The following is a 23,953-nucleotide window of genomic DNA, read 5'->3' as shown; positions in this document are numbered from 1 at the left end:
CGCGCGCAATACAGCACCGCGAATTCCCCTTCGGCCGCGCCCCCGCCCCGAACCCTTCCGATCTTGCGCGGGCCCTCCGCGGCCCCGGCCACGCACGATCTCAGCCACGGCCAACCGGAAGTGCGCGTTCTCAGAATGCGGACTTCGGCGAAAAACCACCAAACCCGCCGAGAGGGTCCGTCGCCGAGAGCGGACATCCACCCCGTCATAACAAGAAAGTCACAAGCGAGCCCGCGCCGCTGACCCTGCCCTTACCCCGGGCTTAGAGTCACGGCCAGTCACCGCTCCACATCGGGAGTTCGGTACCAGCGCGGCACTCACCCCCCGACCAGGGCGGGGCCTGCCTGTGAAAGGACTGATTGTGCGACAGCGTTCCTTGGTGATTCTTACCTCCGTTCTCACGACCGGAGCTCTGACTCTCACCGCCTGCGGTTCCCGAGACGACAGCGGTGACAAGGGCGGAGACGGCGGGAGCAGCACGACACTGACCATCGGCGTCGACGCCCCCCTCTCCGGTGAGAACTCCACCACCGGCCTCGGTATCCAGTACGGCGCCCAGATAGCCGTCGACGACGCCAACAAGAACAACTGGGTCCCGGGCGTGAAGTTCAAGCTCAGGGCCCTGGACGACAAGGCGCAGCCCGCGACGGGCCAGTCCAACGCCACCAACATCGTCGGCGACAAGACCGCCGTCGGCGCCGTCGGCCCGCTGAACTCCGGCGTCGCCCAGACGATGCAGCAGGTCTTCGCCTCCGCCAACATGGTCCAGATCAGCCCGGCCAACACCAACCCGGAGCTGACCCAGGGCAAGAACTGGCAGACGGACAAGAAGCGCCCCTTCAAGACCTACTTCCGCACCGCCACCACCGACGAGCTGCAGGGCAGCTTCGCCGCCGGCTACGCGTTCAACGGCCTCAAGAAGAAGAAGGCCTTCGTCGTCGACGACAAGCAGACCTACGGCGCCGGCCTCGCGAAGATCTTCGCGGAGCAGTACAAGAAGCTCGGCGGCAAGGTCGTCGGCACCGACCACGTCAACACCGGCGACAAGGACTTCGGCTCCCTCGTCACCAAGATCAAGAACTCCGGTGCCGACCTGCTCTACTACGGCGGCCAGTACGACGAGTCCGCGCTGATCACCAAGCAGCTCAAGGACGCCGGCGTCAAGATCCCGCTGTTCGGCGGCGACGGCATGTTCGCCTCCACCTACATCGAGGCCGCCGGCAAGTCCTCCGAGGGTGACCTGGCCACGGCGATCGGCGTCCCCGCCGACACCCTGCCCGCCGCCAAGCAGTTCATCCAGACCTACAAGGACAAGGGCTACAAGGGTGACTACGGCGCCTACGGTGCCTACGCCTACGACGCCACCACCGCCATCATCAAGGCCGTGAAGGCCGCGGCCGACGCCAACGGCGGCAAGGTGCCCAGCGACATCAACGACCTGCGCTCCAAGGTCGTCGACGGTGTCCAGAAGTCGGACTTCGAGGGCCTCACCGGCAAGATCGCCTTCGACCAGTACGGCGACACCACCAACAAGCAGCTCACGGTGTACCAGGTCGAGAAGGGCGCCTGGAAGGCCGTCGAGACCGGCACCGCCGACCTGCAGTAACACCGGCCCCCCCCATAGCCGCACCACGGGCCGCGCGGGAGGACGACCCCGACCGCGCGGCCCGTTTTCACACCCCCACACAGCACGCGACCACGCACGCATCCAGTGCACACGACCACCAGCGACATGGAGGCCATGCGGTGAACACCCTGCCGCAGCAGCTGGCCAACGGGCTGCTTCTCGGCTCGATGTACGGGCTGATCGCCATCGGCTACACGATGGTGTACGGCATCGTCCAGCTCATCAACTTCGCGCACGGCGAGATCTTCATGACCGGGGCGTTCGGTGCCCTCACGGTCTACTTCTACATCCTGCCCGACGGCACCTCGATGGCTCTCGCCGTACCCCTGATGCTCCTCGGCGGCGCCCTCGTGGCCATCCTCATCGCCGTCGGAGCGGAACGGTTCGCCTACCGGCCACTGCGCGGAGCACCACGCCTGGCACCGCTCATCACGGCCATCGGCCTCTCCCTGGCCCTCCAGGAGGTCGTGCGCAACTTCTACCCCGGCGCCGACCGCGCCCGCGCCTTCCCGGGTCTCGACGCCACCCACGAGATCGGCTCCGTCACCATCAAGGACGCCGACATCTTCCTCATCCTGGCCGCCATCCTCTGCATGGCCGCCCTCGCCTTCTTCGTGCGCCGCAGCCGCACCGGCCGCGCCATGCAGGCCACCGCGCAGGACCCCGACACCGCGCAGCTGATGGGCATCGACACCAACCGCATCATCGTCATCGCCTTCGCCATCGGCGGCTTCTTCGCCGCCGTCGCCGCCGTCGCCTACGGACTCAAGTACGGCAACGTCGACTACCGCATGGGCTTCCTGATGGGCCTCAAGGCCTTCACCGCGGCCGTCCTCGGCGGCATCGGCAACATCTACGGCGCCATGCTCGGCGGCGTCGTCCTCGGCATCGCCGAGACCCTCGCCTCCGCCTACATCGACGAGATCCCCGGCATGCAGCAGCTCGGCGGCCAGAGCTGGGCCAACGTGTGGGCCTTCTGCCTCCTCATCCTGGTGCTCCTCTTCAGGCCACAGGGCCTGCTCGGCGAGCGCGTCGCGGACAGGGCGTGATCACATGACCGAGACGACCAAGACCCCCGCCCCGGACGCCACCCCCGCGCCGCCCGCCCTGCGCGGCCTCATACCGCTGCCTCTGGCGGCCGCCCGCGCCCTGCTCCTCGGCGGCGGCATCGCCACCGCGGCCTCCGCGTTCCTCGCCTGGACCTGGACCTCCGAGTTCCCCGGCGACCTCACCATCAACGGCTACCCCGGCGGCCTGCAGTGGCTGACCTTCACCGCCGGGCTCCTCACCACACTGTTCGCGCTCGCCGCGTACGGCATCCGCGGCCTCGGCTGGCTGCTGCCCGCCCGCAACAACGCGCCGCTCGTCCTCAACGCACTCGGCGGCTTCGCCGTCACCTGGTTCACCGTCATCGCCATCAGCGCCGAACTCGGCGGTGTCGTCAACCTCGAACCCGGTGGCTGGATCGCGGCCGTCGCCTCCCTCCTGCCGGTCCTCGGCGCCCTCGCCCTCCCCCAGGAGGGCGCCGGCACCGACGGCACCAAGGAAACCCTCAAGGCCTACATCGCCAAGCCCGACCGCATCCCCGCCCCCCGGGCCACCGCGCCCTGGGTCCAGCGGGCCGTGATCACCGTGGTCACCATCATCGGCCTCGGCGTCTTCACCTACGGCATCGACACCGAGTACGGCGAACTCTTCGTCGGCTACCTCTTCGTCGTCGTCTTCGCCATCTGGGCGCTGCACACCGCCGGCCTCCTCGACCGCTTCTCCGCGCTGGTCGCCGCCAACCGCAGCTTCACCCTCGCCATGGGCTTCGCCGCCGCGATCGCCTTCCCCTTCACCCAGACCGACGACCACTACGCCAACATCGGCGTCAACATCCTGATCTTCGGGACCGTGGCCCTCGGCCTGAACATCGTCGTCGGCCTCGCCGGACTCCTCGACCTCGGATACGTCGCCTTCCTCGGCGTCGGCGCCTACACCGCCGCCCTCGTCTCCGGCTCCGAGTTCTCCACCATCTCCGGCGTCCACCTGCCCTTCTGGGCCTCCGCCCTGGCAGGCGCCGCCGCCTCCCTGGTCTTCGGCGTCCTCATCGGCGCCCCGACCCTGCGGCTGCGCGGCGACTACCTCGCCATCGTCACCCTCGGCTTCGGTGAGATCTTCCGCATCGCCGTCAACAACATGGACGGCCAGTCCGGACCCGACGTCACCAACGGCCCCAACGGCATCCCCTCCATCCCCGACCTGAACCTCTTCGGGTTCAACTTCGGGCAGGCCCACGACATCGGCGGGTTCACCCTCGGCCGCTTCGCCAACTACTACCTGCTGATGGTCCTCATCATGGCCATCGTGGTCCTCGTCTACACCCGCGCCGCGGACTCCCGCATCGGCCGGTCCTGGATCGCCATCCGCGAGGACGAGACCGCCGCCACCGCCATGGGCATCAACGGCTTCCGCGTCAAGCTCGTCGCCTTCGCCCTCGGCGCCGCCCTCGCCGGCCTCGCCGGCACCGTCAGCGCCCACGTCACCTACAGCGTGGTCCCCACGCCGTACCAGTTCGCCGGCTCCACCCCGCCCAACTCCGCGTTCCTGCTGGCCGCGGTCGTCCTCGGCGGCATGGGCACGGTCGCCGGACCGCTCCTCGGCGCGGCCCTGCTCTACCTGCTCCCCGAGAAGCTCGTCTTCCTCCAGGAGAAGTCGCTCCTCGCCTTCGGCATCGCGCTCATCCTGCTGATGCGCTTCCGCCCCGAAGGCATCATCGCCAACCGCCGGCGCCAGCTCGAATTCCACGAGACCGGCCAACTCGACGTACCGAAACAGACCACGCTGACCGACGAACCGGCCGTCACCAAGGCGGGGGCGTAACCATCATGACGACACCTGTACTCGAAGCCCGCGACGTCACGATGCGCTTCGGCGGCCTCACCGCCGTCCGCTCCGTCGACTTCACGGTCAACGCCGGCGAGATCGTCGGCCTCATCGGCCCCAACGGCGCCGGCAAGACCACCTTCTTCAACTGCCTGACCGGCCTGTACGTCCCCACCGAGGGCACCGTCTCCTACAAGGGCACCGTGCTCCCGCCCAAGCCCCACCTGGTCACCCAGGCCGGCATCGCGCGCACCTTCCAGAACATCCGCCTGTTCGCCAACATGACGGTCCTGGAGAACGTGCTCGTCGGCCGCCACACCCGGACCAAGGAAGGCCTCTGGTCGGCTCTCCTGCGCGGCCCCGGCTTCAAGAAGGCCGAGCGTGAGAGCGAGGAACGCGCCATGGAACTCCTGGAGTTCATCGGCCTCGCCCACAAGCGCGACCACCTCGCCCGCAACCTCCCCTACGGCGAGCAGCGCAAGCTGGAGATCGCCCGAGCCATGGCCTCCGAGCCCGGCCTGCTCCTCCTCGACGAGCCCACCGCCGGCATGAACCCGCAGGAGACGCGGGCCACCGAGGAACTCGTCTTCGCCATCCGCGACAAGGGCATCGCCGTCCTGCTCATCGAGCACGACATGCGCTTCGTCTTCAACCTCTCCGACCGCGTCGCCGTCCTCGTCCAGGGCGAGAAGCTCGTCGAGGGAACCGCCGAGGTCGTCCAGGCCGACGAGCGCGTCGTCGCCGCCTACCTGGGAGAACCCTTCGAGGGAGACCCCGGCGAGGCCGAGGCCGCCGAGGTCGAGGCCGCCGAAGCCGCCGCCGAAGCGCCCAGCACCACCAGCAGCACCAAGGGAGAAGCCAAGTGACCGCACTCCTCGAAGTCGAGGACCTCCGGGTCTCCTACGGCAAGATCGAAGCCGTCAAGGGCATCTCCTTCAGCGTCGACGCCGGCCAGGTCGTCACCCTCATCGGCACCAACGGCGCCGGCAAGACGACCACCCTGCGCACCCTGTCGGGCCTGCTCAAGCCGACGTCCGGGAAGATCGTCTTCGACGGCAAGCCCCTGAACGGGATCCCCGCCCACAAGATCGTCTCCCTCGGCCTGGCCCACTCCCCCGAAGGCCGGCACATCTTCCCGCGCCTGACGATCTTCGAGAACCTTCAGCTCGGCGCCTTCCTCCGCAAGGACAAGGAAGGCATCGAAAAGGACATCCAGAAGGCGTACGACCTCTTCCCCATCCTCGGCGAACGCCGCAACCAGGCCGCCGGAACCCTCTCCGGCGGTGAGCAGCAGATGCTCGCCATGGGCCGCGCCCTGATGTCCCAGCCCAAGCTGCTCATGCTCGACGAGCCCTCCATGGGCCTCTCCCCGATCATGATGCAGAAGATCATGGCGACCATCTCGGAGCTCAAGTCCCAGGGCACGACCATCCTCCTGGTCGAGCAGAACGCCCAGGCCGCGCTGTCGCTGGCCGACCAGGGCCACGTCATGGAGGTCGGCAACGTCGTCCTGTCCGGCACGGGGCAGGACCTGCTGCACGACGAGTCGGTCCGCAAGGCCTACCTCGGCGAGGACTGAGGCCCCAGCCGTATACGAAAGCGGCCTGTTCCCCTCCGGGTGGAGGGGAACAGGCCGCTTTCGCCGTCTCCGGATCAGCCCTTGCCGGCCTTCTTCTCCTCGGCGTCCTGGATGACCGCCTCCGCGACCTGCTGCATCGACATGCGGCGGTCCATCGACGTCTTCTGGATCCACCGGAACGCGGCCGGCTCGGTCAGCCCGTACTCCGTCTGCAGGATCGACTTCGCCCGGTCCACCAGCTTGCGCGTCTCCAGCCGGAGGGTCAGGTCGGCGACCTCCTTCTCCAGCTCCTTCAGCTCCGTGAACCGCGACACGGCCATCTCGATCGCCGGCACGACGTCGGTCTTGCTGAACGGCTTCACCAGGTACGCCATGGCCCCGGCGTCCCGGGCCCGCTCCACCAGGTCGCGCTGCGAGAAGGCGGTCAGCATCAGGACCGGCGCGATGCTCTCCTCGGCGATCTTCTCGGCCGCGGAGATGCCGTCCAGCTTGGGCATCTTCACGTCCAGGATCACCAGGTCGGGGCGGTGCTCACGGGCCAGCTCCACGGCCTGCTCACCGTCACCGGCCTCGCCGACGACGGTGTACCCCTCCTCCTCCAGCATCTCTTTGAGGTCGAGCCGGATCAGGGCCTCGTCCTCGGCGATGACGACGCGGGTCGTCATCGGAGGCACGTGCGACTTGTCCTCATCAGGCACGTCAACAGGCTGGGGCGACTCGGGGGCGCTCACGTGGGCTCCTTGGTACGGGGCAGGCCGGTACTGCTCCCAAGAGCGTACCCAGCTGCGGTATGGTGGTCGGGCAGTGGGTCCGGGTCAACCTTGGATTCACCGGGCCCCGGTAGCCCAATTGGCAGCAGGCAATGGATTCAAAACCCATACAGTGTCGGTTCGAGTCCGACCCGGGGCACTTTTCCTTGTTTTCCAAGGTCACCACTGCGAAGCGGATGCCCACGTTCTCGTGAACATCCGCTTTTTGCTGCGTGTCGACGTGATCACGCTCCCACAGTGGCCACATGTACGACCTCAGCACACGCAGGCGAGCGCTCGCGTTGGTGGCCCAGGGCCGCAGCCTCAACTCGGTGAGCCGTGAAACGGGCATCTCACGGGCCGCGATCCGCTCCTGGCGGAGCCGCCTCGAGCCGCTGCCCCGCATGGTGCCTCCAGACCCCGGACCGCCTGCCGACGAGCGCGCTTACGCCTACCTGCTGGGCCTCTATCTCGGTGACGGCTGCATCAGCGGTCACCCTCGCGGCGCCGGCTACTACTTGAGGATCGCCTGCGCGGACTCGTGGCCGGGCCTGATCGACGCCTGCGAGATCGCGATGCGCGCCATCAACCCCACCGGGCGTGCCTTCCGCACGCAAGCTCAGGGCTACGTCTCGGTGGTCAGCTACAGCAGGCACTGGCCGTACCTCTTCCCCCAGCACGGCCCCGGGATGAAACACGAACGCCGGATCACCCTCGAACCCTGGCAACAGGCCATCGTCGACGCCCATCCCTGGGAGTTCATCCGCGGACTCATTCACTCCGACGGCTGCCGGGTCACCAACTGGACGACTCACATCGTCGGCGGTGAGCGGAAGCGCTACGAATATCCGCGGTACTTCTTCACCAACCTCTCGGCCGACATCATCCGGCTCTTCACCAGAGCCCTCGACCAAGTGGGCGTCGACTGGAAACGGGCGAACGCACGCAACATCTCCGTCGCCCGCAAAGCCTCCGTAGCCCTCATGGACGCCCACGTCGGCCCCAAGTACTGACAGCGCCCTAGTTCGGGCTGTCGTCCTCGGCGATGTGGTGGACGCGGACCAGGTTCGTGGAGCCGGAGACGCCGGGCGGGGAGCCGGCCGTGATGACGACCGTGTCGCCCGGGCGGCAGCGGCCGTACTTGAGCAGCAGCTCGTCGACCTGGTCGACCATCGCGTCCGTGGAGTCCACGCTCGGCCCGAGGAACGTCTCGACACCCCAGCTGAGGCTGAGCTGGGAGCGGGTCGCCTGGTCGGGGGTGAAGGCCAGCAGGGGAATGGGCGAGCGGTAGCGGGAGAGGCGGCGGGCCGTGTCGCCGGACTGGGTGAAGGCGACCAGGAACCTCGCGCCGAGGAAGTCGCCCATCTCGGCTGCCGCGCGGGCGACCGCGCCGCCCTGGGTGCGGGGCTTGTTGCGTTCGGTGAGGGGCGGCAGGCCCTTGGCCAGGATGTCCTCTTCCGCGGCCTCGGCGATACGGGCCATCGTGCGGACCGTCTCGACGGGGTGCTTGCCGACGCTGGTCTCGCCGGAGAGCATCACCGCGTCCGTGCCGTCGATGATCGCGTTGGCGACGTCGGAGGCCTCGGCGCGCGTCGGGCGGGCGTTGTCGATCATCGAGTCGAGCATCTGCGTGGCGACGATGACCGGCTTCGCGTTGCGCCGGGCCAGCTTGATCGCGCGCTTCTGGACGATCGGGACCTGCTCCAGCGGCATCTCGACGCCGAGGTCGCCGCGGGCCACCATGATGCCGTCGAACGCGGCGACGATGTCGTCGATGTTCTCCACGGCCTGGGGTTTTTCGACCTTGGCGATGACGGGGAGGCGGCGGCCCTCCTCGTCCATGATGCGGTGGACGTCCTGGATGTCGCGGCCGCTGCGGACGAAGGACAGGGCGATGACGTCGAAGCCGGTGCGCAGGGCCCAGCGCAGGTCGTCCTCGTCCTTCTTGGACAGGGCGGGGACGGAGACGGCGACGCCGGGCAGGTTCAGGCCCTTGTGGTCGGAGACGACGCCGCCCTCGACGACCGTGGTGTGGACGCGGGGGCCTGCGATCTCGGTGACTTCGAGGCAGACCTTGCCGTCGTCGACGAGGATGCGTTCGCCGGGGGTGACGTCGGTGGCGAGGCCGGCGTAGGTGGTGCCGCACATCCGGCCGTCGCCCTCGGCGCCGTCCTCGACGGTGATGGTGAAGGTGTCGCCGCGTTCAAGGAGTACGGGGCCTTCGGTGAAGCGGCCGAGGCGGATTTTCGGGCCTTGAAGGTCGGCGAGGAGGCCGACGCTGCGGCCGGTCTCGTCGGCGGCCTTGCGCACGCGGTGGTAGCGCTCCTCGTGTTCGGCGTGTCCGCCGTGGCTGAGGTTGAATCGGGCCACGTCCATTCCGGCGTCGACCAGGCCTTTGATCTGGTCGTACGAGTCGGTGGCGGGCCCCAGGGTGCAGACGATTTTCGCTCGGCGCATAGGTCCGAGCCTATGAGTTACCGACTGGTAGAGAATTGGCCGGGCGTGACCACTCAACAGACTTTGCATGAAGCGTTATTGACAAGTGTTGAATTGTGCGGTGGCGCGCTCCTATGAGCACTCCGAAAGTCGCCGGACCGCGCCGGAAATTCGCTCGTGTTTTCGGAAGTCGCGCATGTCGTTCAGCGGCTCACAGCGCCGGCGGCACCATGGTGAAGCGGGCGTTGATCTGCGCGTGGACGTGCTGGCGCTGGGGTTCGAGGTCGAGGGGGGCGGCCTGGGCGTCCTCGGCGGCGCCGGCGTAGGCGGCGGAACGCATCCGGCCGGGGTGCTGGGGGTAGGCCGGCGGGCTGTTCTCGGCTCCGATGTCGGCGAGTTCGACCAGGGCGGCGAGCGTGGTGCCGAGGGCCTCGGCGTACTCGCGGGCGCGCTGGACGGCTTCCGTGACGGCCTTCTTGCGGGCCTCGCGGTGGGCGGGCGAGTCGGGGCGCAGGGCCCACCAGGGGCCGTCGACGCGGGTGAGGTCGAGGTCGGCGAGGCGGGTGGTGAGTTCGCCGAGGGCGGTGAAGTCGGTGAGTTCGGCGGTGACGTGGACGCTGCCGTGGTAGGTGCGCACGCGTTCGCCGCGGCCGTGCTTGGTGAGTTCGGGGGTGATGGAGAAGGCGCCGGTCTCCAGGCGTTCGACGGCGTCGCCGTAGGACTTGACCAGGTCGAGGACGCCGGTGTTGCGGCGGGTGAGGTCGTCCAGGGCGGAGCGGCGGTCGCGGCCGCGGGCGGCGACGGTGATGCCGATGCGGGCGATCTCCGGGTCGACTTCGAGGCGGGCCTCGCCGCGCACGGCGATGCGGGGGGCGTCGGGAGTGCCGTAGGGGACGGCGGGCTGGGGGGTGTCTGCCGTGGGCGCGGTCATACGCCCCACTCTGTCATGGTGTGGTCGGCGGGCGGCATGGAGTCGACGGAACCGAGTCACCGGATCGCAACCTGGCGGGGCTGTTGCGGCCGGTCATGACCGGGTCAGAATCTACGCGCGTTATCTACGCGCGTCGTTCACATATTCCGCGAGGAGAGCCCGAGATGCCGTTGAACCGCCGGAAGTTCCTGGAGAAGTCCGCCGTGACCGGGGCGGGGGTGGCACTGGCCGGTGCGGTCGCGGCGCCGGGCGCCGAGGCGGCCGAGGCGCGGGACGGCTCGCGGGGGCGCGCGAAGCGGTACGCGTTCACCGTGATGGGGACGACGGACCTGCACGGCAACGTCTTCAACTGGGACTACTTCACGGACGCCGAGTTCGACGACAAGGCGCACAACGACATCGGTCTGGCGAAGGTCTCGACGCTGGTGAACCAGGTCCGTGCGGAGAAGGGCCGCCGCAACACGCTGCTCATCGACGCGGGCGACACCATCCAGGGCACGCAGCTGTCGTACTACTACGCCAAGGTCGATCCGATCACCGCCGTGGGCGGGCCGGTGCACCCGATGGCGCAGGCGATGAACGCGATGGACTACGACGCGGCGGCGCTCGGCAACCACGAGTTCAACTACGGCATCCCGGTGCTGCGCAAGTTCGAGGAGCAGTGCCGCTTCCCGCTGCTGGGCGCCAACGCGCTGGACGCCAAGACGCTGCGCCCGGCGTTCGCGCCGTACAGCATGCACCGGCTGCGCACGCCGTTCGGGCGGGACGTGAAGGTGGCGGTGCTGGGGCTGACCAACCCGGGCATCGCGATCTGGGACAAGGCGAACGTGCAGGGCAAGATGACGTTCCCGGGTCTGGAGGAGCAGGCGGCGAAGTGGGTGCCGAAGCTGCGGTCGATGGGCGCGGACGTCGTCATCGTGTCGGCGCACAGCGGTTCGTCGGGGACGTCGTCCTACGGTGACCAGCTGCCGTACATCGAGAACGCGGCCGCTCTGGTGGCGGAGCAGGTGCCGGGCATCGACGCGATCCTGGTCGGGCACGCGCACACGGAGATCCCCGAGTACTTCGTCACGAACAAGGAGACGGGCGAGCAGGTCGTGCTGTCCGAGCCGCTGAAGTGGGGGCAGCGGCTGACGCTGTTCGACTTCGAGCTGGTCTGGGAGAAGGGCTGCTGGAAGGTCGAGAAGGTGGCGGCGCAGGTCCTGAACTCCAACACCGTTGCGGAGGACCCGAAGATCGTGCGGCTGCTCTCGGACGAGCACGAGAAGGTCGTGGCGTACGTCAACCAGGTCATCGGCACGAACGCGGCGGAGATGACGTCGGCCGAGGCGCCGTACAAGGACGTGCCGATCATCGACCTGATCAACCACATCCAGGCGGACACGGTGAGGCAGGCGCTGGCGGGCACGGAGCACGCGGCGCTGCCGGTGCTGTCGCAGGCGGCGTGCTTCTCGCGCAGTGCCCGGATCCCGGCGGGCGAGGTGACGATCCGGGACGTGGCGGGCCTGTACGTCTTCGAGAACACGCTGGAGGCGCGGCTGATGACGGGCGCGCAGCTGAAGGCGTACCTGGAGTTCTCGGCGAACTACTTCACGCAGACCGCGCCGGGCGAGCCGGTGGACCCGGCGAAGCTGACCAACGCGAACGGCACGCCGGACTACAACTACGACGTGGTGAGCGGCCTGTCGTACGAGATCGACATCGCCAGGCCGGCCGGGTCGCGGGTGACGAACGTGCGGTTCGAGGGGCAGCCGCTCGCGGACGGCGCGACGTTCGTGTTCGCGGTGAACAACTACCGGGCCAACGGCGGCGGCAACTTCCCGCATGTCGCCGCCGCGCCGCTGCTGTGGTCGAACTCGGACGAGATCCGCAACACCATGATCGCCTGGGTGAAGGCGAAGGGGGCGATCGACCCGGCCGAGTTCGCCGCGGTGGACTGGAAGCTCACGCGGAACGGCACGCCGGTCTTCTGAGCCGGGTCCCTCTCATCTCCGGTCGTCGACGAGCGGGATCAGGGCCGGTGCCTCGCGGGGCGGCGGCACCTGCTGCCGCTGGGTGAGGCCGAAGCTGGTGAAGGCGGTGCGGCGCGGTAGTCCGTAGGCCTCCCTGCCGGTCAGGGAGTTGAGGATGACCGCGCCGCGCCAGGCGACGAGGCCGAGGTCGGGCGTGCCGACGCCGTGGGTGTGGGTCTCGGCGTTCTGGACGTACACCGAGCCGGAGACGGACGGGTCGAGGATCAGCCGGTGGTCCTCGTCGATGCGCGGCCGCTCCTGGCTGTCCCGGCGCATGTAGGGGTCGAGGCCGGCGAGGACGCGGTCGAGGGGGCGTTCGCGGTAGCCGGTGGCGAGGACGACGGCGTTGGTGGTGAGGCGGGAGCGGCTGTTCTGCAGGCCGTGTTCCAGGTGCAGTTCCACCTTGGTCGTCGCGACGCGGCCGGCGGTGCGGAGGTGGACGCCCGGGGTGAGGACGGCGTCGGGCCAGCCGCCGTGCAGCGTGCGGCGGTAGAGCTCGTCGTGGATGGCGGCGATGGTGCCGGCGTCGATGCCCTTGTGGAGCTGCCACTGCCCGGCGACGAGCCGGTCGCGGGCGGATTCGGGCAGGGCGTGGAAGTAGCGGGTGTGGTCGGGGGTGAAGTGCTCCAGGCCCAGCTTGGAGTACTCCATGGGGGCGAAGGATTCGGTGCGGCCCAGCCAGTGCAGTTTCTCGCGCCCGGCGGGCCGGTTGCGCAGCAGGTCGAGGAAGACCTCGGCGCCGGACTGGCCGATGCCGACGACGGTGACGTGCTCGGCGGCGAGCAGGGCGGCGCGGTGGTCGAGGTAGTCGGCGGCGTGCACGACGGGCACGCCCGGGGCCTCGACGAGGGGCTTGAGGGGTTCGGGGACGTGGGGCTCGGTGCCGATGCCGAGGACGACGTTGCGTGTGTACGTCCGGCCGAGGGCTTCGGCCTCGCCGTCGCCGTCGAGCTGGGTGAAGTCGACCTCGAACAGGTCGCGTTCGGGGTTCCAGCGGACGGCGTCGACCTGGTGGCCGAAGTGCAGGCCCGGAAGGCTCCGGGAGACCCAGCGGCAGTAGGCGTCGTACTCGGCGCGCTGGATGTGGAAGCGCTCGGCGAAGTAGAAGGGGAAGAGCCGCTCACGGGACCTGAGGTAGTTGAGGAAGGTCCAGGGGCTGGTGGGGTCGGCGAGGGTGACCAGGTCGGCGAGGAACGGGACCTGGAGGGTGGCTCCTTCGATGAGCAGGCCGGGGTGCCAGGCGAAGGCGGGGCGCTGCTCGTAGAAGACGGCGTCGAGGTCGCTCAGCGGCCGGGCGAGCGCGGCGAGGGAGAGGTTGGCGGGGCCGATGCCGATGCCGACGAGGTCGCGGGGGGCGGCGGGCTCCGGGTGCTCAGGGGGCGCGGGGTTCATCAGGGGGTGTGTCCTTCCACGAGTGTCGCTCGGCTCTCCGCCACGAGGTGCAGCAGGGCGGTCAGGTCGTCGGGCCCGGTGGCGGGGTTGAGGAGGGTGGCCTTGAGCCAGAGCCGGCCGTCGAGGCGGGCCCGGCCGAGGACGGCGCGGCCGTCGGTGAGCAGTGCGCGGCGCACGGCGGCGACGGTGGCGTCGGGGGCGCCCGCGGGCCGGAACAGGACGGTGCTGATGGCGGGCGGGGCGTGCAGCTCGAAGCCGGGGTGCTCCTCGATCCGGGCGGCGAAGGCGCGGGCGCAGGCGCACACCTGGTCGACGAGGGCGCCGAGGCCGGCGCGGCCGAGGGTCTTGAGGGTGACGGCGAGTTTGAGGACGTCGGGGCGGCGGGTGGTGCGCAGGGAGCGGCCGAGCAGGTCCGGCAGGCCGGCGTCGGTGTCGTCGGCGGCGTTGAGGTAGTCGGCGCGGTGCCGCAGGGCGGTGAGGTCGTGGGTGTCGCGGACGGCGAGGAGCCCTGCGGCGGCCGGTTGCCAGCCGAGTTTGTGCAGGTCGAGGGTGACGGTGTCGGCGGCGTCGAGTCCGGTGAGCCGGGGGCGGTGGTGGTCGCTGAGGAGGAGGCCTCCGCCGTAGGCGGCGTCGATGTGCAGCCGGGCGCCGTGGGCCGCGCAGTGGGCGGCGATCTCGGGCAGCGGGTCGATGAGTCCGGCGTCGGTGGTGCCGGCGGTGGCGGCGACGAGCACCGGCCCGGTCAGGTGGGTGAGGGTCTCGGCGAGTGCGGCGGGGTCGAGCGTGCCGGCCGGGGCGGGGACGACGGCGGGGGCGGGCAGTCCGAGCAGCCAGGCGGCGCGGGGCAGGGAGTGGTGGGCGTTGGCGCCGGTGACGAGCCGGACGGCTCCGCCGTGCGCCTCGCGGGCGAGGAGGAGGGCGAGCTGGTTGGACTCGGTGCCGCCGGTGGTGACGACGGCGTCGGGGGTGCGGGCCGGGTCGGTGCCGTAGACCTCGCGGGCCGTCAGCCGCGTGACCATGGCCTCCAGTGCGGAGGCCGCCGGGGCCTGGTCCCAGGAGTCCAGGGACGGGTTGAGGGCGGAGGCGGCCAGGTCGGCGGCCGCGGCGACGGCCAGGGGCGGGCAGTGCAGGTGGGCGGCGCACAGGGGGTGGGCGGGGTCGGCGGCGCCTTCGGCGAAGGCGCGGACCAGGGTGTGGACGGCGTGCGGGTCGCCCTGCTCGGGGAGGATCTCCCCCACCGCCTCCCGCAGCCGCGCGGCGACGGCGTCCGGCCCACCGGCGGGCAACGGCCCACCGCGCGCCCGGGCACCGGCGTCCAGCGCGTCGAGCACGGTGGCGAGCAACGGCCGCAGGGCGTGGGGGCCTTCGGGGCCCGAGGCGAGGGGCGGACTGCTCATGGGCTGACCTCCGGGGCGCGGGGCGGCACTGCCCGAAGAGCCCAACGACCGAGGGAGGGCGGAGGTACGTCTGTGGGGGAAAACGCGTGGGTCGGGCGGCTCGGGGCTGAGGCGCCCTGTTCCGGGGCTCTCGCGCCCCGGGGCTGGACGGGAGCCTCCGCCCGGTTGCCGGCCGTTCGCCCGCACGCCGGGCGAGGGGGCCGGCGACGGCGACGCCCCGGGCGGCACCCCTGAGCCCCTCCCCGGGCGTCCCGCGGTTCAGCAGCGCCGCGCGGCGCCCCCGTCGCATCGGCAGGAGGGGTCTCCCGCCCTGCGCCGGCGCCGGTCCTGGGCCCCGTTCACCGGGACCGGCGGGGTGTCGTCGGGTCGGGGCTCAGGTGGTCCTTCCGGCTTCGCGGACGCGCAGCGCCCGCCGCAGGTCGTCCAGTTGGTCCACCAGCTTGCGGCGCAGCGCCGGGGTCGGTTCCGCGTCGCGCAGGCACTCCTCGCCCAGGCGGAGGTTGTCCGCGTCGACGGCGTGGGCGGGGAAGGCCTCTCGGCCGACGGCCACGGCGATGGCGGGGCCGCGGCGCTCGGCGACGCCGACCGCGTCGGCGTAGTAGCGCGGCACGTACTCCCGCACCAGATCGGCCTGTTCCGGCTGCCAGAAGCCCCGGGCCGTGGCCGAGAAGAGGTAGTTCGACAGGTCGTCGGAGCCGAACATCGCCTCCCAGGCGCGGGCCTTGGCCTCCGGGTCGGGCAGCGCGGCCCGGCAGCGGGCGGCGCCTTCCTGGCCGGTGGCGCTCGGGTCGCGGTCCAGCTCGGCGGCGATGGCGGCCTCGTCGGTCGCGCCGAGCACGGCGAGCCGGGCGAGGACGCGCCAGCGCAGCTCGGGGTCGAGCTCCGGGCCGCCGGGGACGGTGCCGTCGGCGAGCCAGGCGGCGATGGTGTCCGGGTGGGCGGCCACGTCGATGCGGTGGCGTACGGCGATCAGGCGCAGGCCGGGGTTGTCGCCGTCCTCGGTGCGGCGGATGAGGTCGCGGCACAGCTCGGACAGGGTGGCGAGGGCGGCGGGCCGCTCCTCGGGCGTGAGGTAGTGGTCGGCGATGTCGGTGGCGGCGAAGGCCAGCACGCCCTGGACGATGGCGAGGTCCGTCTCCAGGGGGAGGTGGGCGCGGGCCGTCTCCAGGTAGGCGCCCGGGGCGAGTTCACCGTCGCGGACGGCGTCCCGCAGGGCGTTCCAGACGACCGCGCGGGTCAGCGGGGTGGGCAGCCCGGACAGGTCCTTGCGGACGGTCTCGAAGGACTCCGGGTCGAAGCGGACCTTGGCGTAGCTGAGGTCGGCGTCGTTCAGCACGAGCAGCGCCGGGCGCTTGCCGATGGGGTGGGCTTCGTCCTGCGGCAGGTCCAGGTGGCGGCGTTCGCGCAGCACGAGGTGGCCGCCGTCGTCGCCGAGGTCCCGGTCGTACAGGCCGACGGCGATGCGGTGCGGGCGGCTGCCGGCGCGGTCGACGGTGAGGGCGCAGGTGCCGTGGTCGCCGGGGGCGATGTGCGGGGTGAGGGTGTCGACACCGGTGGTGCGCAGCCAGGCGTCGGCCCAGGCGTGGACGTCGCGTTCGGTGGCGCCGGCGAGGGAGTCGATGAAGTCGGCGAGGGTGGCGTTGGCGAACCGGTGCCGGGCGAAGTGGGTGTTGATGCCGGCGAGGAAGTCCTTCTCGCCGAGCCAGGCGACCAGCTGGCGCAGGGCGCTGGCGCCCTTGGCGTAGGAGATGCCGTCGAAGTTGAGCAGCGCGGAGGCGGTGTCGTCGACGGCCTCGGGGGCGACGGGGTGGGTGGAGGGGCGCTGGTCGGCGTCGTAGCCCCAGCACTTGCGGGTGACGCCGAAGTCGGTCCAGGTGTCGGTGAAGCGGGTGGCCTCGGTGAGGGTCTGGTAGCCCATGTACTCGGCGAAGGACTCGTTGAGCCAGATGTCGTCCCACCACTTGAGGGTGACGAGGTCGCCGAACCACATGTGGGCCATCTCGTGGGCGATGACCATGGCGCGGGTCTGCCGCTCGGTGTCGGTGACGGCGGAGCGGTAGACGAACTCGTCGCGGAAGGTGACGAGTCCGGGGTTCTCCATGGCGCCCGCGTTGAACTCGGGGACGAAGGCCTGGTCGTAGGAGTCGAAGGGATAGGGCTCGTCGAACTTCTCGTGGTAGCGGTCGTAGCAGGCGCGCGTGACGTCGAGGAGTTCCTCGGCGTCGGCGTCCAGGTAGGGCGCCAGGGAGCGGCGGCAGTGCAGGCCGAAGGGCAGGCCGCGGTGCTCGGTGCGCACCGAGTGCCAGGGGCCGGCGGCGACGGCGACGAGGTAGGTGGAGATCAGCGGGGTGGGGGCGGCCCGCCAGTGGCCGTCGCCGGTGTGCTCGGTGACGCCGTTGGCGAGGACGGTCCACTCCTGCGGGGCCCGCACCGACAGCTCGAAGACGGCCTTGAGGTCGGGCTGGTCGAAGGCGGCGAAGACGCGCTGGACGTCGTCGAGGAACAGCTGCGTGTAGACGTACGTCTCGCCGTCGGTGGGGTCGGTGAAGCGGTGCATGCCCTCGCCGGTGCGGGAGTAGCGCATGGCGGCGTGGACGCGCAGTTCGTGCTCGCCGGCGGTGAGGTTCTTCAGGGGCAGCCGGTTGCCGTCCAGGGCCTCCGGGTCCAGGGGGTGTCCGTCCAGGGTGACGGAGCGCAGCTCGGCGGGCTTGATCTCGACGAAGGTGTCACCGTCCGTGCGCGCGCTGAAGGCGATCACGGTGTGGGAGTCGAAGGTCTCGTCCCCGCCGGTCAGGTCCAGTTCGATGGTGTAGCGGCGGACGTCGAGGAGCTCTGCACGGGTCTGCGCTTCGTCGCGCGTCAGTACGGACATGCGTGACATGCTGCCTGATGGCACCGGCAAGGCACAGAGGCGGATCGGTACGTGCGGAATGTCCGCTCTAGGTGCGGTCTTTTTCGAGCTCCCCGGCGTGCGCCCCCATGGGCCGCTGGGACGGCACGCGTGCGTCCGGATGCGGCAGGCGGGGCGGGCGCGGGGTGGCGTCGGTGTGCTCCCGGACGAGGGTGCGCAGCCGCCGTACCTCGCGCTGCAGGGCGAGGTGACGCTGGTGGGCGTCGTAGAGGTAGCGGACCTTGGTGCGCAGGGCCCAGGGGTCCACGGGTTTCATGACGAGGTCGGCGACGCCGAGGCCGAAGGCGGCGGTGGTCAGTTCCTGGTCGGCGCCGAAGCCGGTGAGCAGGAGCACCGGGATGTGCTGGGTCTGTTCGACGCGCCGCATGTAGCGCACGACCTCCAGGCCGCTGACGCCGGGCATGCGCACGTCGAGCAGCAGCAGGCCGACCTGCCCGCGCAGGACCTGCTTGAGTGCCTCGTCGCCGCTGGTGGCCCGGCTGAGCTGGTATCCCAGCGGGGCCAGCGCGCTCTCCAGCGCGTACAGCGTGTCCTCGTGGTCGTCGACGATGAGGATCCTGGTGTCCGACGGCATGGCCCGGCGCCCCTCCCTCGTGGAGGACCAGAGTAGTGCGGGACACTGACGGGCAGTGCTCGTCAGCTGACCTGCTGTGCACAGCGCAGCATGCCCCGTGCGGGCCGCCGTGTCACTCCCCCCGTGGCCGGATACCGGCGGTCGGGGGCACCGGGCCGCCGCGCGGTCAGCTGCCGGTGGGGGCCGCGCCGTTGAGGGTCTCGTCCGCGATGCGCTCGTGGTGGCGGATGACCTCGGCCACGATGAAGTTCAGGAACTTCTCGGCGAAGGCCGGGTCCAGCTTGGCGTTCTCGGCCAGGGCGCGCAGCCGCGCGATCTGGCGGGCCTCGCGCGCCGGGTCGGCCGGCGGCAGCTGGTGTTCGGCCTTGAGATGGCCGACCTGCTGGGTGCACTTGAAGCGCTCGGCGAGCATGTGGACGACGGCGGCGTCGATGTTGTCGATGCTGTCGCGCAGCCGGGCGAGCTCCTCGCGGACGGCGGGGTCGGCGTCGCCGGTGCGGGTGTTGCTGGTGGTCATGGGGCGTCAGCCTACGGAATCCGGCGGGACGGCAGCGGGCCGTCTCACACCTCGGCCGCGGTGAGCCGCTTGTGGAAGCAGACGTCCTCGTGGCCGCCGGGCACGCCCTCGATCCGGCCCCGTTCCCGGTAGCCGAGGCGGGGGTAGAACCCGGGCGCCTGGAAGCTGTACGTGGAGACGATCATGTCGGTGCAGCCGCGGCGGGCCGCCTCCGTCTCCGCCGCGCGCATCAGCCGGCTGCCCCAGCCGGCGTGCCGCTGGTCGTCACGCACCCACAGCATGTCGACCGAGCACAGGGTGCCCCAGGTCCAGGCGGTGAGCCCGCCGACCAGCTCGCCGGTCCCGTCGGTGACGCGGACGGAGAGGGGCTCGGTGGTGGCCCCGCCCGCGGCGGCGGTGTTGAAGGCGGTCAGCTCGTCGTCGAGCCGCTTCTCGAGGTCGTCGTCCTGGCCGCCCACGCGCAGCGCGGCGACGGAGCGCTGTTCACCGGTCACGGCCCGGATTCTGCCAGCGGCCCCGGGGAGCGACGACCGGTTTTCGCCGCGGCCGGACCCGTCCGCGGCTCACCCGGCCCTCGTACAGTGGAACCGGGTTCCGGGCGTCTGGGGGTGAGGCGTGGCGAACGACGGGCAGGTGGAACACGGCTACCCGCACCTGGAGACGGTGCGGGCCGCGATCACGGCGTTGTACAGGCGCCTGTCGTACGACACGATCCAGACCTTCGCGACCAGTGTGCTCCCCGCCGACGTGGCGTTCTGCGACACCGACGACCTGCACATGGGGGCGCAGCGGGTGGCGCACGAGCTGGTGCGGCACTACCGGCTGCCGGACGCCCGGCTGATCGTGAGCTTCCGGGAGATGCGGCACGCGGCGAACGTCGAGCTGGCGGCGGGGCCGGAGTACTTCGTGGAGCTGAACGACCGGTTCCGTACGCATCGGCGGGACATCGGGGCGGCCCTGGCGCACGAGGTGACCCATGTGTACCTGCACCGCCTGGACCTGTCCTTCCCGGGCGTGCGGGACAACGAGATCCTGACGGACACGGCGACGACGTACCTGGGCGCGGGGTGGCTGCTGCTGGACGCCTACCGGGAGGACGGGGCGTCGTCGCAGAAGCTGGGGTACCTCACGCCGGAGGAGTTCGGCTACGTGCTGGCCAAACGGGCGCTGGTGTTCGGCGAGGACCCGTCGGTGTGGTTCACCAGCGCGCAGGCCTACCGGGCGTACGAGCGGGGCAGGGAGCTGGCCCGGCGGGACGGGCAGCAGCCGCCGTTGACGGCGGCGGGGTGGGCCGGGCGGCGGCGGTACGCCCGCGACCGGCGGCACGCCCCGGCGGGGCCGCAGCCGGGGGTGCACTACGCGTTCTCGCCGGACGCGGGCGGACGGTTGCGCGTGTCGTTCCCGTGCCCCACGTGCCACCAGCGGATCAGGGTGCCGGTGAAGGGACGGGTCCGGGCGCGGTGCGCGTTGTGCCGGAGCGTGCTGGAGTGCGACACGTAGGGCGCCGTGCGTGAAGGGTGGGCCGGGGTTCCGGACCGGCCGGGCGCTGCGCACCGCCGGGGGCGGGGCTCACCCGGGGAGTGCCGGGCCTGGTCGTCAGTGCCGGTGATCGCCGCTGGTGATCTCCCGGTACTCCTCCACCGTGGGCTTCTCGATCCGCGCGTCGGGCCCGAACATGGCGTGCGCGAGCCGGGCCCGCAGCCGCTGGGACCGCTTGACCCTGCGCCGCACGCCTCCGGCGTCGACCTCGGGTCCGACCGCGTACGGCGGGTGCTGCTCGTGCTGGGTGAGGGTGAACAGTTCCGCATGCGCGAGCGGCTCGTGCACCTCGACGTACTCGCCGGTCGGCAGCCGCTTGACGGTCCCGGTCTCCCTGCCGTGCAGGACCTTGGCGCGGTCGCGGCGCTGCAGGCCCATGCAGATCTTCTTCGTGACGAGGAAGGCGACGACCGGCAGCACGAAGACGCCGATCCGCACGAACCAGGTGATGGCGTTGATGGACAGGTGCAGATGGGTGGCGACGATGTCGTTGCCGCCGCCGATCAGCAGCACGGCGTACAGGGTCAGCCAGGCCACGCCCAGGCCGGTGCGGACGGGCACGTTGCGCGGCCGGTCCAGGATGTGGTGCTCGCGCTTGTCGCCGGTGATCCACGCCTCGACGAAGGGATAGACCCCGAGGGCGAGCAGGATCAGCGGGAACAGCGAGAAGGGGATGAACACGCCGAGGACGAGCGTGTGGCCCCAGAGATTGATCTCCCATCCCGGCATCACCCGGATCAGTCCCTCGGAGAAGCCGAGGTACCAGTCGGGCTGGGCGCCGGTGGTGACGAGGTCGGGCCGGTAGGGGCCGAAGGCCCACACGGGGTTGATCTGGGCGATGGCGCCCATCACCGTCAGCACGCCGAAGACGAGGAAGAAGAAGCCGCCCGCCTTGGCCATGTAGACGGGCAGGAACGGCATCCCGACGACCGACCGCTCCTGGCGTCCGGGCCCCGGGAACTGGGTGTGCTTGTGGTAGAAGACCAGGATCAGGTGGGCGGCCACCAGGCCCAGCATGATCCCGGGCAGCAGCAGCACATGGACCGGGAACAGGCGCGAGATGATGTCGTCGCCCGGGAACTCCCCGCCGAAGAGGAAGAACGCCAGGTAGGTCCCGACGATGGGGATCGACAGGATCGCGCCGTGCGCGAAGCGGATCCCGGTGCCGGACAGCAGGTCGTCGGGGAGGGAGTAGCCGGTCAGGCCGGTGATGATGCCGAGCATCAGCAGGGTCCAGCCGAACACCCAGTTGAGCTCGCGCGGCTTGCGGAAGGCGCCCGTGAAGAACACCCGCATCATGTGCACCAGCATGCCGGTGATGAAGACCAGGGCCGCCCAGTGGTGGATCTGCCGGATCAGCAGACCGCCGCGCACGTCGAAGCTGATGTCCAGGGTGGACTCGAACGCCCTGGACATCAGGACGCCGTTGAGTTCCGTGTAGGACCCCTGGTAGACGACCTCCTGCATGCTCGGCTCGAAGAAGAGGGTGAGGTAGACGCCGGTGAGGATCAGCACGACGAAGCTGTAGAGGGTGACCTCGCCCAGCATGAAGGACCAGTGGTCCGGGAAGACCTTGCGCATGTTGGCCTTGGCCAGCGCGTAGAGCCCCAGCCGGCCGTCCGCCCAGTCGGCGAGCTTCTCGCCCCGGCCCGCGGGGGCTGCCCTGCGGGCGGAGGCCGTCCCGTACACCCGTCGTGCGCCGTCGTCGCCCATGCGTCGTCGCCTCCCCGTCGGATCCCTCCCAGCGTGGCACGGCTGCCCGGCGACGCCAACGGGGGCGAGGGTCGGCTGGGCCAAGGGGGCGAGCGGGCGGCTCAGCGGCGGCCGGCGTCCCGCACGATGCCCTCGGCCCTGGCGGCCACCAGCCACTTGGGGAACTCCCCCACCAGCCGGTCGTACAGCTCGCCGTCCGAGACCCGGCGCGGGTCCTCGCCCGCGTGGAAGAACCCGGCGTTGTCCACGACCCGTCTGCCGGGCACGGCCAGCTCGTCGAGCTTGCGCAGGAAGTCGAACTGCTTGCTGCGCGGGTCGCCGAAGCCGATGAACTGCCAGAACAGCGGAAGCCTCGCCGCCTTGCACAGATAGCGTTCCGCGGCGAGCTTGTTGACGGGTCCGCCGTCGGTCTGGAAGACGACCAGGGCGGGCGCGGCCGTCCCGCTGTCGAGGTAGTGGTCGATGACGGCGTCCATGGCCGCGTGGTAGCTGGTCTTCCCCATGTGCCCGAGCCCGGCCACGATCCGCTCGATCCGCCCCTGGTGGCCGGCCAGGGCGATCTCCGTCTCGGCGTCGACGTCGGTGGAGAAGAACACCACGGGCACGGTGCCGTCGTCGTCGAGGTGCGCCGACAGCCCGAGCACCCGGTCGGCCAGCGCCTGCACGCTGCCGTCCTTGTAGTAGGGCTTCATCGAGCCGGAGTGGTCGACCACGAGGTAGACCGCGGCGCGCAGCCCGTCCAGCCCGTGTTTCGTGAGGGACACCCCGGCGCTCTTGTACAGGTCCACCAGCGCGGGGGCGGTCTCCTGCACCTTGCTCAGACTGATCGCGGCCATGGCGTCACTCTCTCATCGCTCGACGACCGCTCCGTCCCCGTCGCTCGACGACCGCTCCGTCCTCACTGCTCGACGACCACGCCGTCGCTCAGTTCCAGCACGCGGTCGGCGAGGGTGAGGAGTTGGGGGTCGTGGGTGGCGACGAGGGCCGTGACGCCCTCGCTGCGGACCACCGCCCGCAGCAGCTCCATCACCGCCAGACCGGTGGCGGCGTCGAGCTGCCCGGTCGGCTCGTCGGCGATCAGCAGGGCCGGGCGGTTGGCGAGGGCCCGGGCGATGGCGACCCGCTGCTGCTGCCCGCCGGAGAGCTCGGCGGGCCGCTGCGCCTCGTGGCCGGTGAGGCCCACCAGGGCCAGCAGCAGCGCCACCCGCTCCTCCCGCTCGCGCGGCTCGGCCCGGCGCAGCCGCAGCGGCACGCCCACGTTCTCGGCGGCGGTGAGGATGGGGATGAGCCCGAAGGACTGGAAGACGAAACCGATGCGGTCGCGGCGCAGCTCCAGCAGTTCGCTCTCGCTCAGCCCCGACAGGTCGGTGCCGTCCAGGACGACCCGGCCGCCCTGCGGCGCGTCGAGGCCTCCGATCACATGGAGCAGCGTCGACTTGCCGGAGCCCGACCGGCCCTTGAGGGCGACCAGCTCGCCACGCCGGACGGTGAAGGAGACCCCGCGCAGCGCGTGCACGGCCGCGGCTCCCGTGCCGTAGGAGTGGTGGAGGTCCTGCACCCGCAGCATCGGCTCGCCGGGGGTGTCGTCGGCGAGGGCGGCACCGGATACCGGGCTGGTGTTCTCGGTCATCACCGCATCCCATACGGAACCGGTCGGGACGGTCAAGAGCGGAACGACCCCGGTTCGAACGCATGTGCCGGGCCGGTA

At 70.8% G+C, this 23,953-nt stretch carries 20 protein-coding genes and 1 tRNA gene; 9 read left to right on the top strand and 12 right to left on the bottom strand.

Annotated features, from left to right (window positions below; translation table 11 throughout):
* The first annotated feature begins 376 nt into the window (after positions 1-376).
* The 5 genes from ACPXCS_RS19680 to ACPXCS_RS19660 all read left to right on the top strand — a co-directional run bounded on the left by ACPXCS_RS19680 (position 377) and on the right by ACPXCS_RS19660 (position 6,074).
* Positions 377-1,606, top strand: a complete 1,230-nt coding sequence (locus ACPXCS_RS19680) for a branched-chain amino acid ABC transporter substrate-binding protein (protein ID WP_309096697.1) — start codon at positions 377-379, stop codon at positions 1,604-1,606.
* Between the two features lie 140 nt (positions 1,607-1,746).
* On the top strand, positions 1,747-2,676 hold the full coding sequence (locus tag ACPXCS_RS19675) for a branched-chain amino acid ABC transporter permease (RefSeq protein WP_425945527.1): 930 nt from the start codon (positions 1,747-1,749) through the stop codon (positions 2,674-2,676).
* Between the two features lie 4 nt (positions 2,677-2,680).
* Positions 2,681-4,492 (top strand): branched-chain amino acid ABC transporter permease, encoded by a 1,812-nt coding sequence (locus tag ACPXCS_RS19670; protein ID WP_425945526.1) that lies wholly within the window; start codon positions 2,681-2,683, stop codon positions 4,490-4,492.
* A gap of 5 nt (positions 4,493-4,497) precedes the next feature.
* Positions 4,498-5,361, top strand: a complete 864-nt coding sequence (locus tag ACPXCS_RS19665; protein WP_094052587.1) for an ABC transporter ATP-binding protein — start codon at positions 4,498-4,500, stop codon at positions 5,359-5,361.
* On the top strand, positions 5,358-6,074 hold the full coding sequence (locus ACPXCS_RS19660) for an ABC transporter ATP-binding protein (protein ID WP_425945525.1): 717 nt from the start codon (positions 5,358-5,360) through the stop codon (positions 6,072-6,074). The genes ACPXCS_RS19665 and ACPXCS_RS19660 overlap by 4 nt, the downstream gene beginning before the upstream one ends.
* Before the next feature lie 74 nt (positions 6,075-6,148).
* Here the strand turns inward: ACPXCS_RS19660 and ACPXCS_RS19655 are convergent, their stop codons facing one another.
* Complete coding sequence (locus ACPXCS_RS19655; protein ID WP_309096690.1) at positions 6,149-6,805, bottom strand: ANTAR domain-containing response regulator; 657 nt, start codon at positions 6,803-6,805, stop codon at positions 6,149-6,151.
* Between the two features lie 103 nt (positions 6,806-6,908).
* Here ACPXCS_RS19655 and ACPXCS_RS19650 point away from each other — a divergent pair.
* Positions 6,909-6,983: transfer RNA gene (locus ACPXCS_RS19650), tRNA-Leu, on the top strand.
* Between the two features lie 106 nt (positions 6,984-7,089).
* On the top strand, positions 7,090-7,836 hold the full coding sequence (locus ACPXCS_RS19645) for a transcriptional regulator (protein WP_425945524.1): 747 nt from the start codon (positions 7,090-7,092) through the stop codon (positions 7,834-7,836).
* 7 nt (positions 7,837-7,843) lie between these two features.
* On the opposite strand, the gene pyk is transcribed toward ACPXCS_RS19645, so the two are convergent.
* Positions 7,844-9,280: a pyruvate kinase gene (gene pyk, locus ACPXCS_RS19640; protein WP_425945523.1), complete on the bottom strand. Its 1,437-nt coding sequence runs from the start codon at positions 9,278-9,280 to the stop codon at positions 7,844-7,846.
* Positions 9,281-9,470: 190 nt separating this feature from the next.
* Positions 9,471-10,190, bottom strand: coding sequence for an SIMPL domain-containing protein (locus ACPXCS_RS19635; protein WP_425945522.1), 720 nt, complete (start codon positions 10,188-10,190; stop codon positions 9,471-9,473).
* Between the two features lie 164 nt (positions 10,191-10,354).
* Between ACPXCS_RS19635 and ACPXCS_RS19630 the strand changes: the two genes are divergently transcribed.
* The gene (locus tag ACPXCS_RS19630; protein ID WP_425945521.1) at positions 10,355-12,163 is read left to right on the top strand and encodes a bifunctional metallophosphatase/5'-nucleotidase; all 1,809 of its coding nucleotides are present in this window, start codon (positions 10,355-10,357) and stop codon (positions 12,161-12,163) included.
* A gap of 12 nt (positions 12,164-12,175) precedes the next feature.
* On the opposite strand, the gene ACPXCS_RS19625 is transcribed toward ACPXCS_RS19630, so the two are convergent.
* From ACPXCS_RS19625 to ACPXCS_RS19600, 6 genes are all read right to left on the bottom strand, one after another.
* On the bottom strand, positions 12,176-13,594 hold the full coding sequence (locus ACPXCS_RS19625; RefSeq protein ID WP_425945520.1) for a lysine N(6)-hydroxylase/L-ornithine N(5)-oxygenase family protein: 1,419 nt from the start codon (positions 13,592-13,594) through the stop codon (positions 12,176-12,178).
* The gene (locus ACPXCS_RS19620) at positions 13,594-14,991 is read right to left on the bottom strand and encodes a pyridoxal phosphate-dependent decarboxylase family protein (RefSeq protein ID WP_425945519.1); all 1,398 of its coding nucleotides are present in this window, start codon (positions 14,989-14,991) and stop codon (positions 13,594-13,596) included. Before ACPXCS_RS19620 ends, ACPXCS_RS19625 begins: the two co-directional genes overlap by 1 nt.
* A 373-nt stretch (positions 14,992-15,364) precedes the next feature.
* Positions 15,365-17,863: an aminopeptidase N gene (gene pepN, locus ACPXCS_RS19615; RefSeq protein ID WP_425945518.1), complete on the bottom strand. Its 2,499-nt coding sequence runs from the start codon at positions 17,861-17,863 to the stop codon at positions 15,365-15,367.
* A 67-nt stretch (positions 17,864-17,930) separates the two neighbouring features.
* Positions 17,931-18,476, bottom strand: coding sequence for a response regulator (locus tag ACPXCS_RS19610; RefSeq protein ID WP_425945517.1), 546 nt, complete (start codon positions 18,474-18,476; stop codon positions 17,931-17,933).
* Positions 18,477-18,642: 166 nt separating this feature from the next.
* The gene (locus tag ACPXCS_RS19605; RefSeq protein ID WP_425945516.1) at positions 18,643-18,993 is read right to left on the bottom strand and encodes a chorismate mutase; all 351 of its coding nucleotides are present in this window, start codon (positions 18,991-18,993) and stop codon (positions 18,643-18,645) included.
* Positions 18,994-19,037: 44 nt separating this feature from the next.
* The gene (locus ACPXCS_RS19600; protein ID WP_425945515.1) at positions 19,038-19,487 is read right to left on the bottom strand and encodes a GNAT family N-acetyltransferase; all 450 of its coding nucleotides are present in this window, start codon (positions 19,485-19,487) and stop codon (positions 19,038-19,040) included.
* A gap of 121 nt (positions 19,488-19,608) precedes the next feature.
* On the opposite strand from ACPXCS_RS19600, the gene ACPXCS_RS19595 reads away from it, so the two are divergent.
* A complete protein-coding gene (locus tag ACPXCS_RS19595) occupies positions 19,609-20,493 on the top strand; it encodes a hypothetical protein (protein WP_425945514.1) in 885 nt (294 codons plus the stop codon).
* A 96-nt stretch (positions 20,494-20,589) separates the two neighbouring features.
* Here the strand turns inward: ACPXCS_RS19595 and ACPXCS_RS19590 are convergent, their stop codons facing one another.
* From ACPXCS_RS19590 to ACPXCS_RS19580, 3 genes are all read right to left on the bottom strand, one after another.
* Positions 20,590-22,245, bottom strand: coding sequence for a cytochrome b (locus ACPXCS_RS19590; protein WP_425945513.1), 1,656 nt, complete (start codon positions 22,243-22,245; stop codon positions 20,590-20,592).
* A 101-nt stretch (positions 22,246-22,346) separates the two neighbouring features.
* A complete protein-coding gene (locus tag ACPXCS_RS19585) occupies positions 22,347-23,081 on the bottom strand; it encodes a vWA domain-containing protein (RefSeq protein WP_425945512.1) in 735 nt (244 codons plus the stop codon).
* A gap of 62 nt (positions 23,082-23,143) precedes the next feature.
* Positions 23,144-23,875, bottom strand: coding sequence for an ABC transporter ATP-binding protein (locus ACPXCS_RS19580; RefSeq protein WP_425945511.1), 732 nt, complete (start codon positions 23,873-23,875; stop codon positions 23,144-23,146).
* Positions 23,876-23,953 lie beyond the last annotated feature (78 nt).

It is taken from the genome of Streptomyces sp. DT190 (genome assembly GCF_049846985.1).
Classification (GTDB): domain Bacteria; phylum Actinomycetota; class Actinomycetes; order Streptomycetales; family Streptomycetaceae; genus Streptomyces.
Note: the sequence above shows the minus strand (reverse complement) of the source record. Positions and strands in the feature narration are given on the sequence as shown.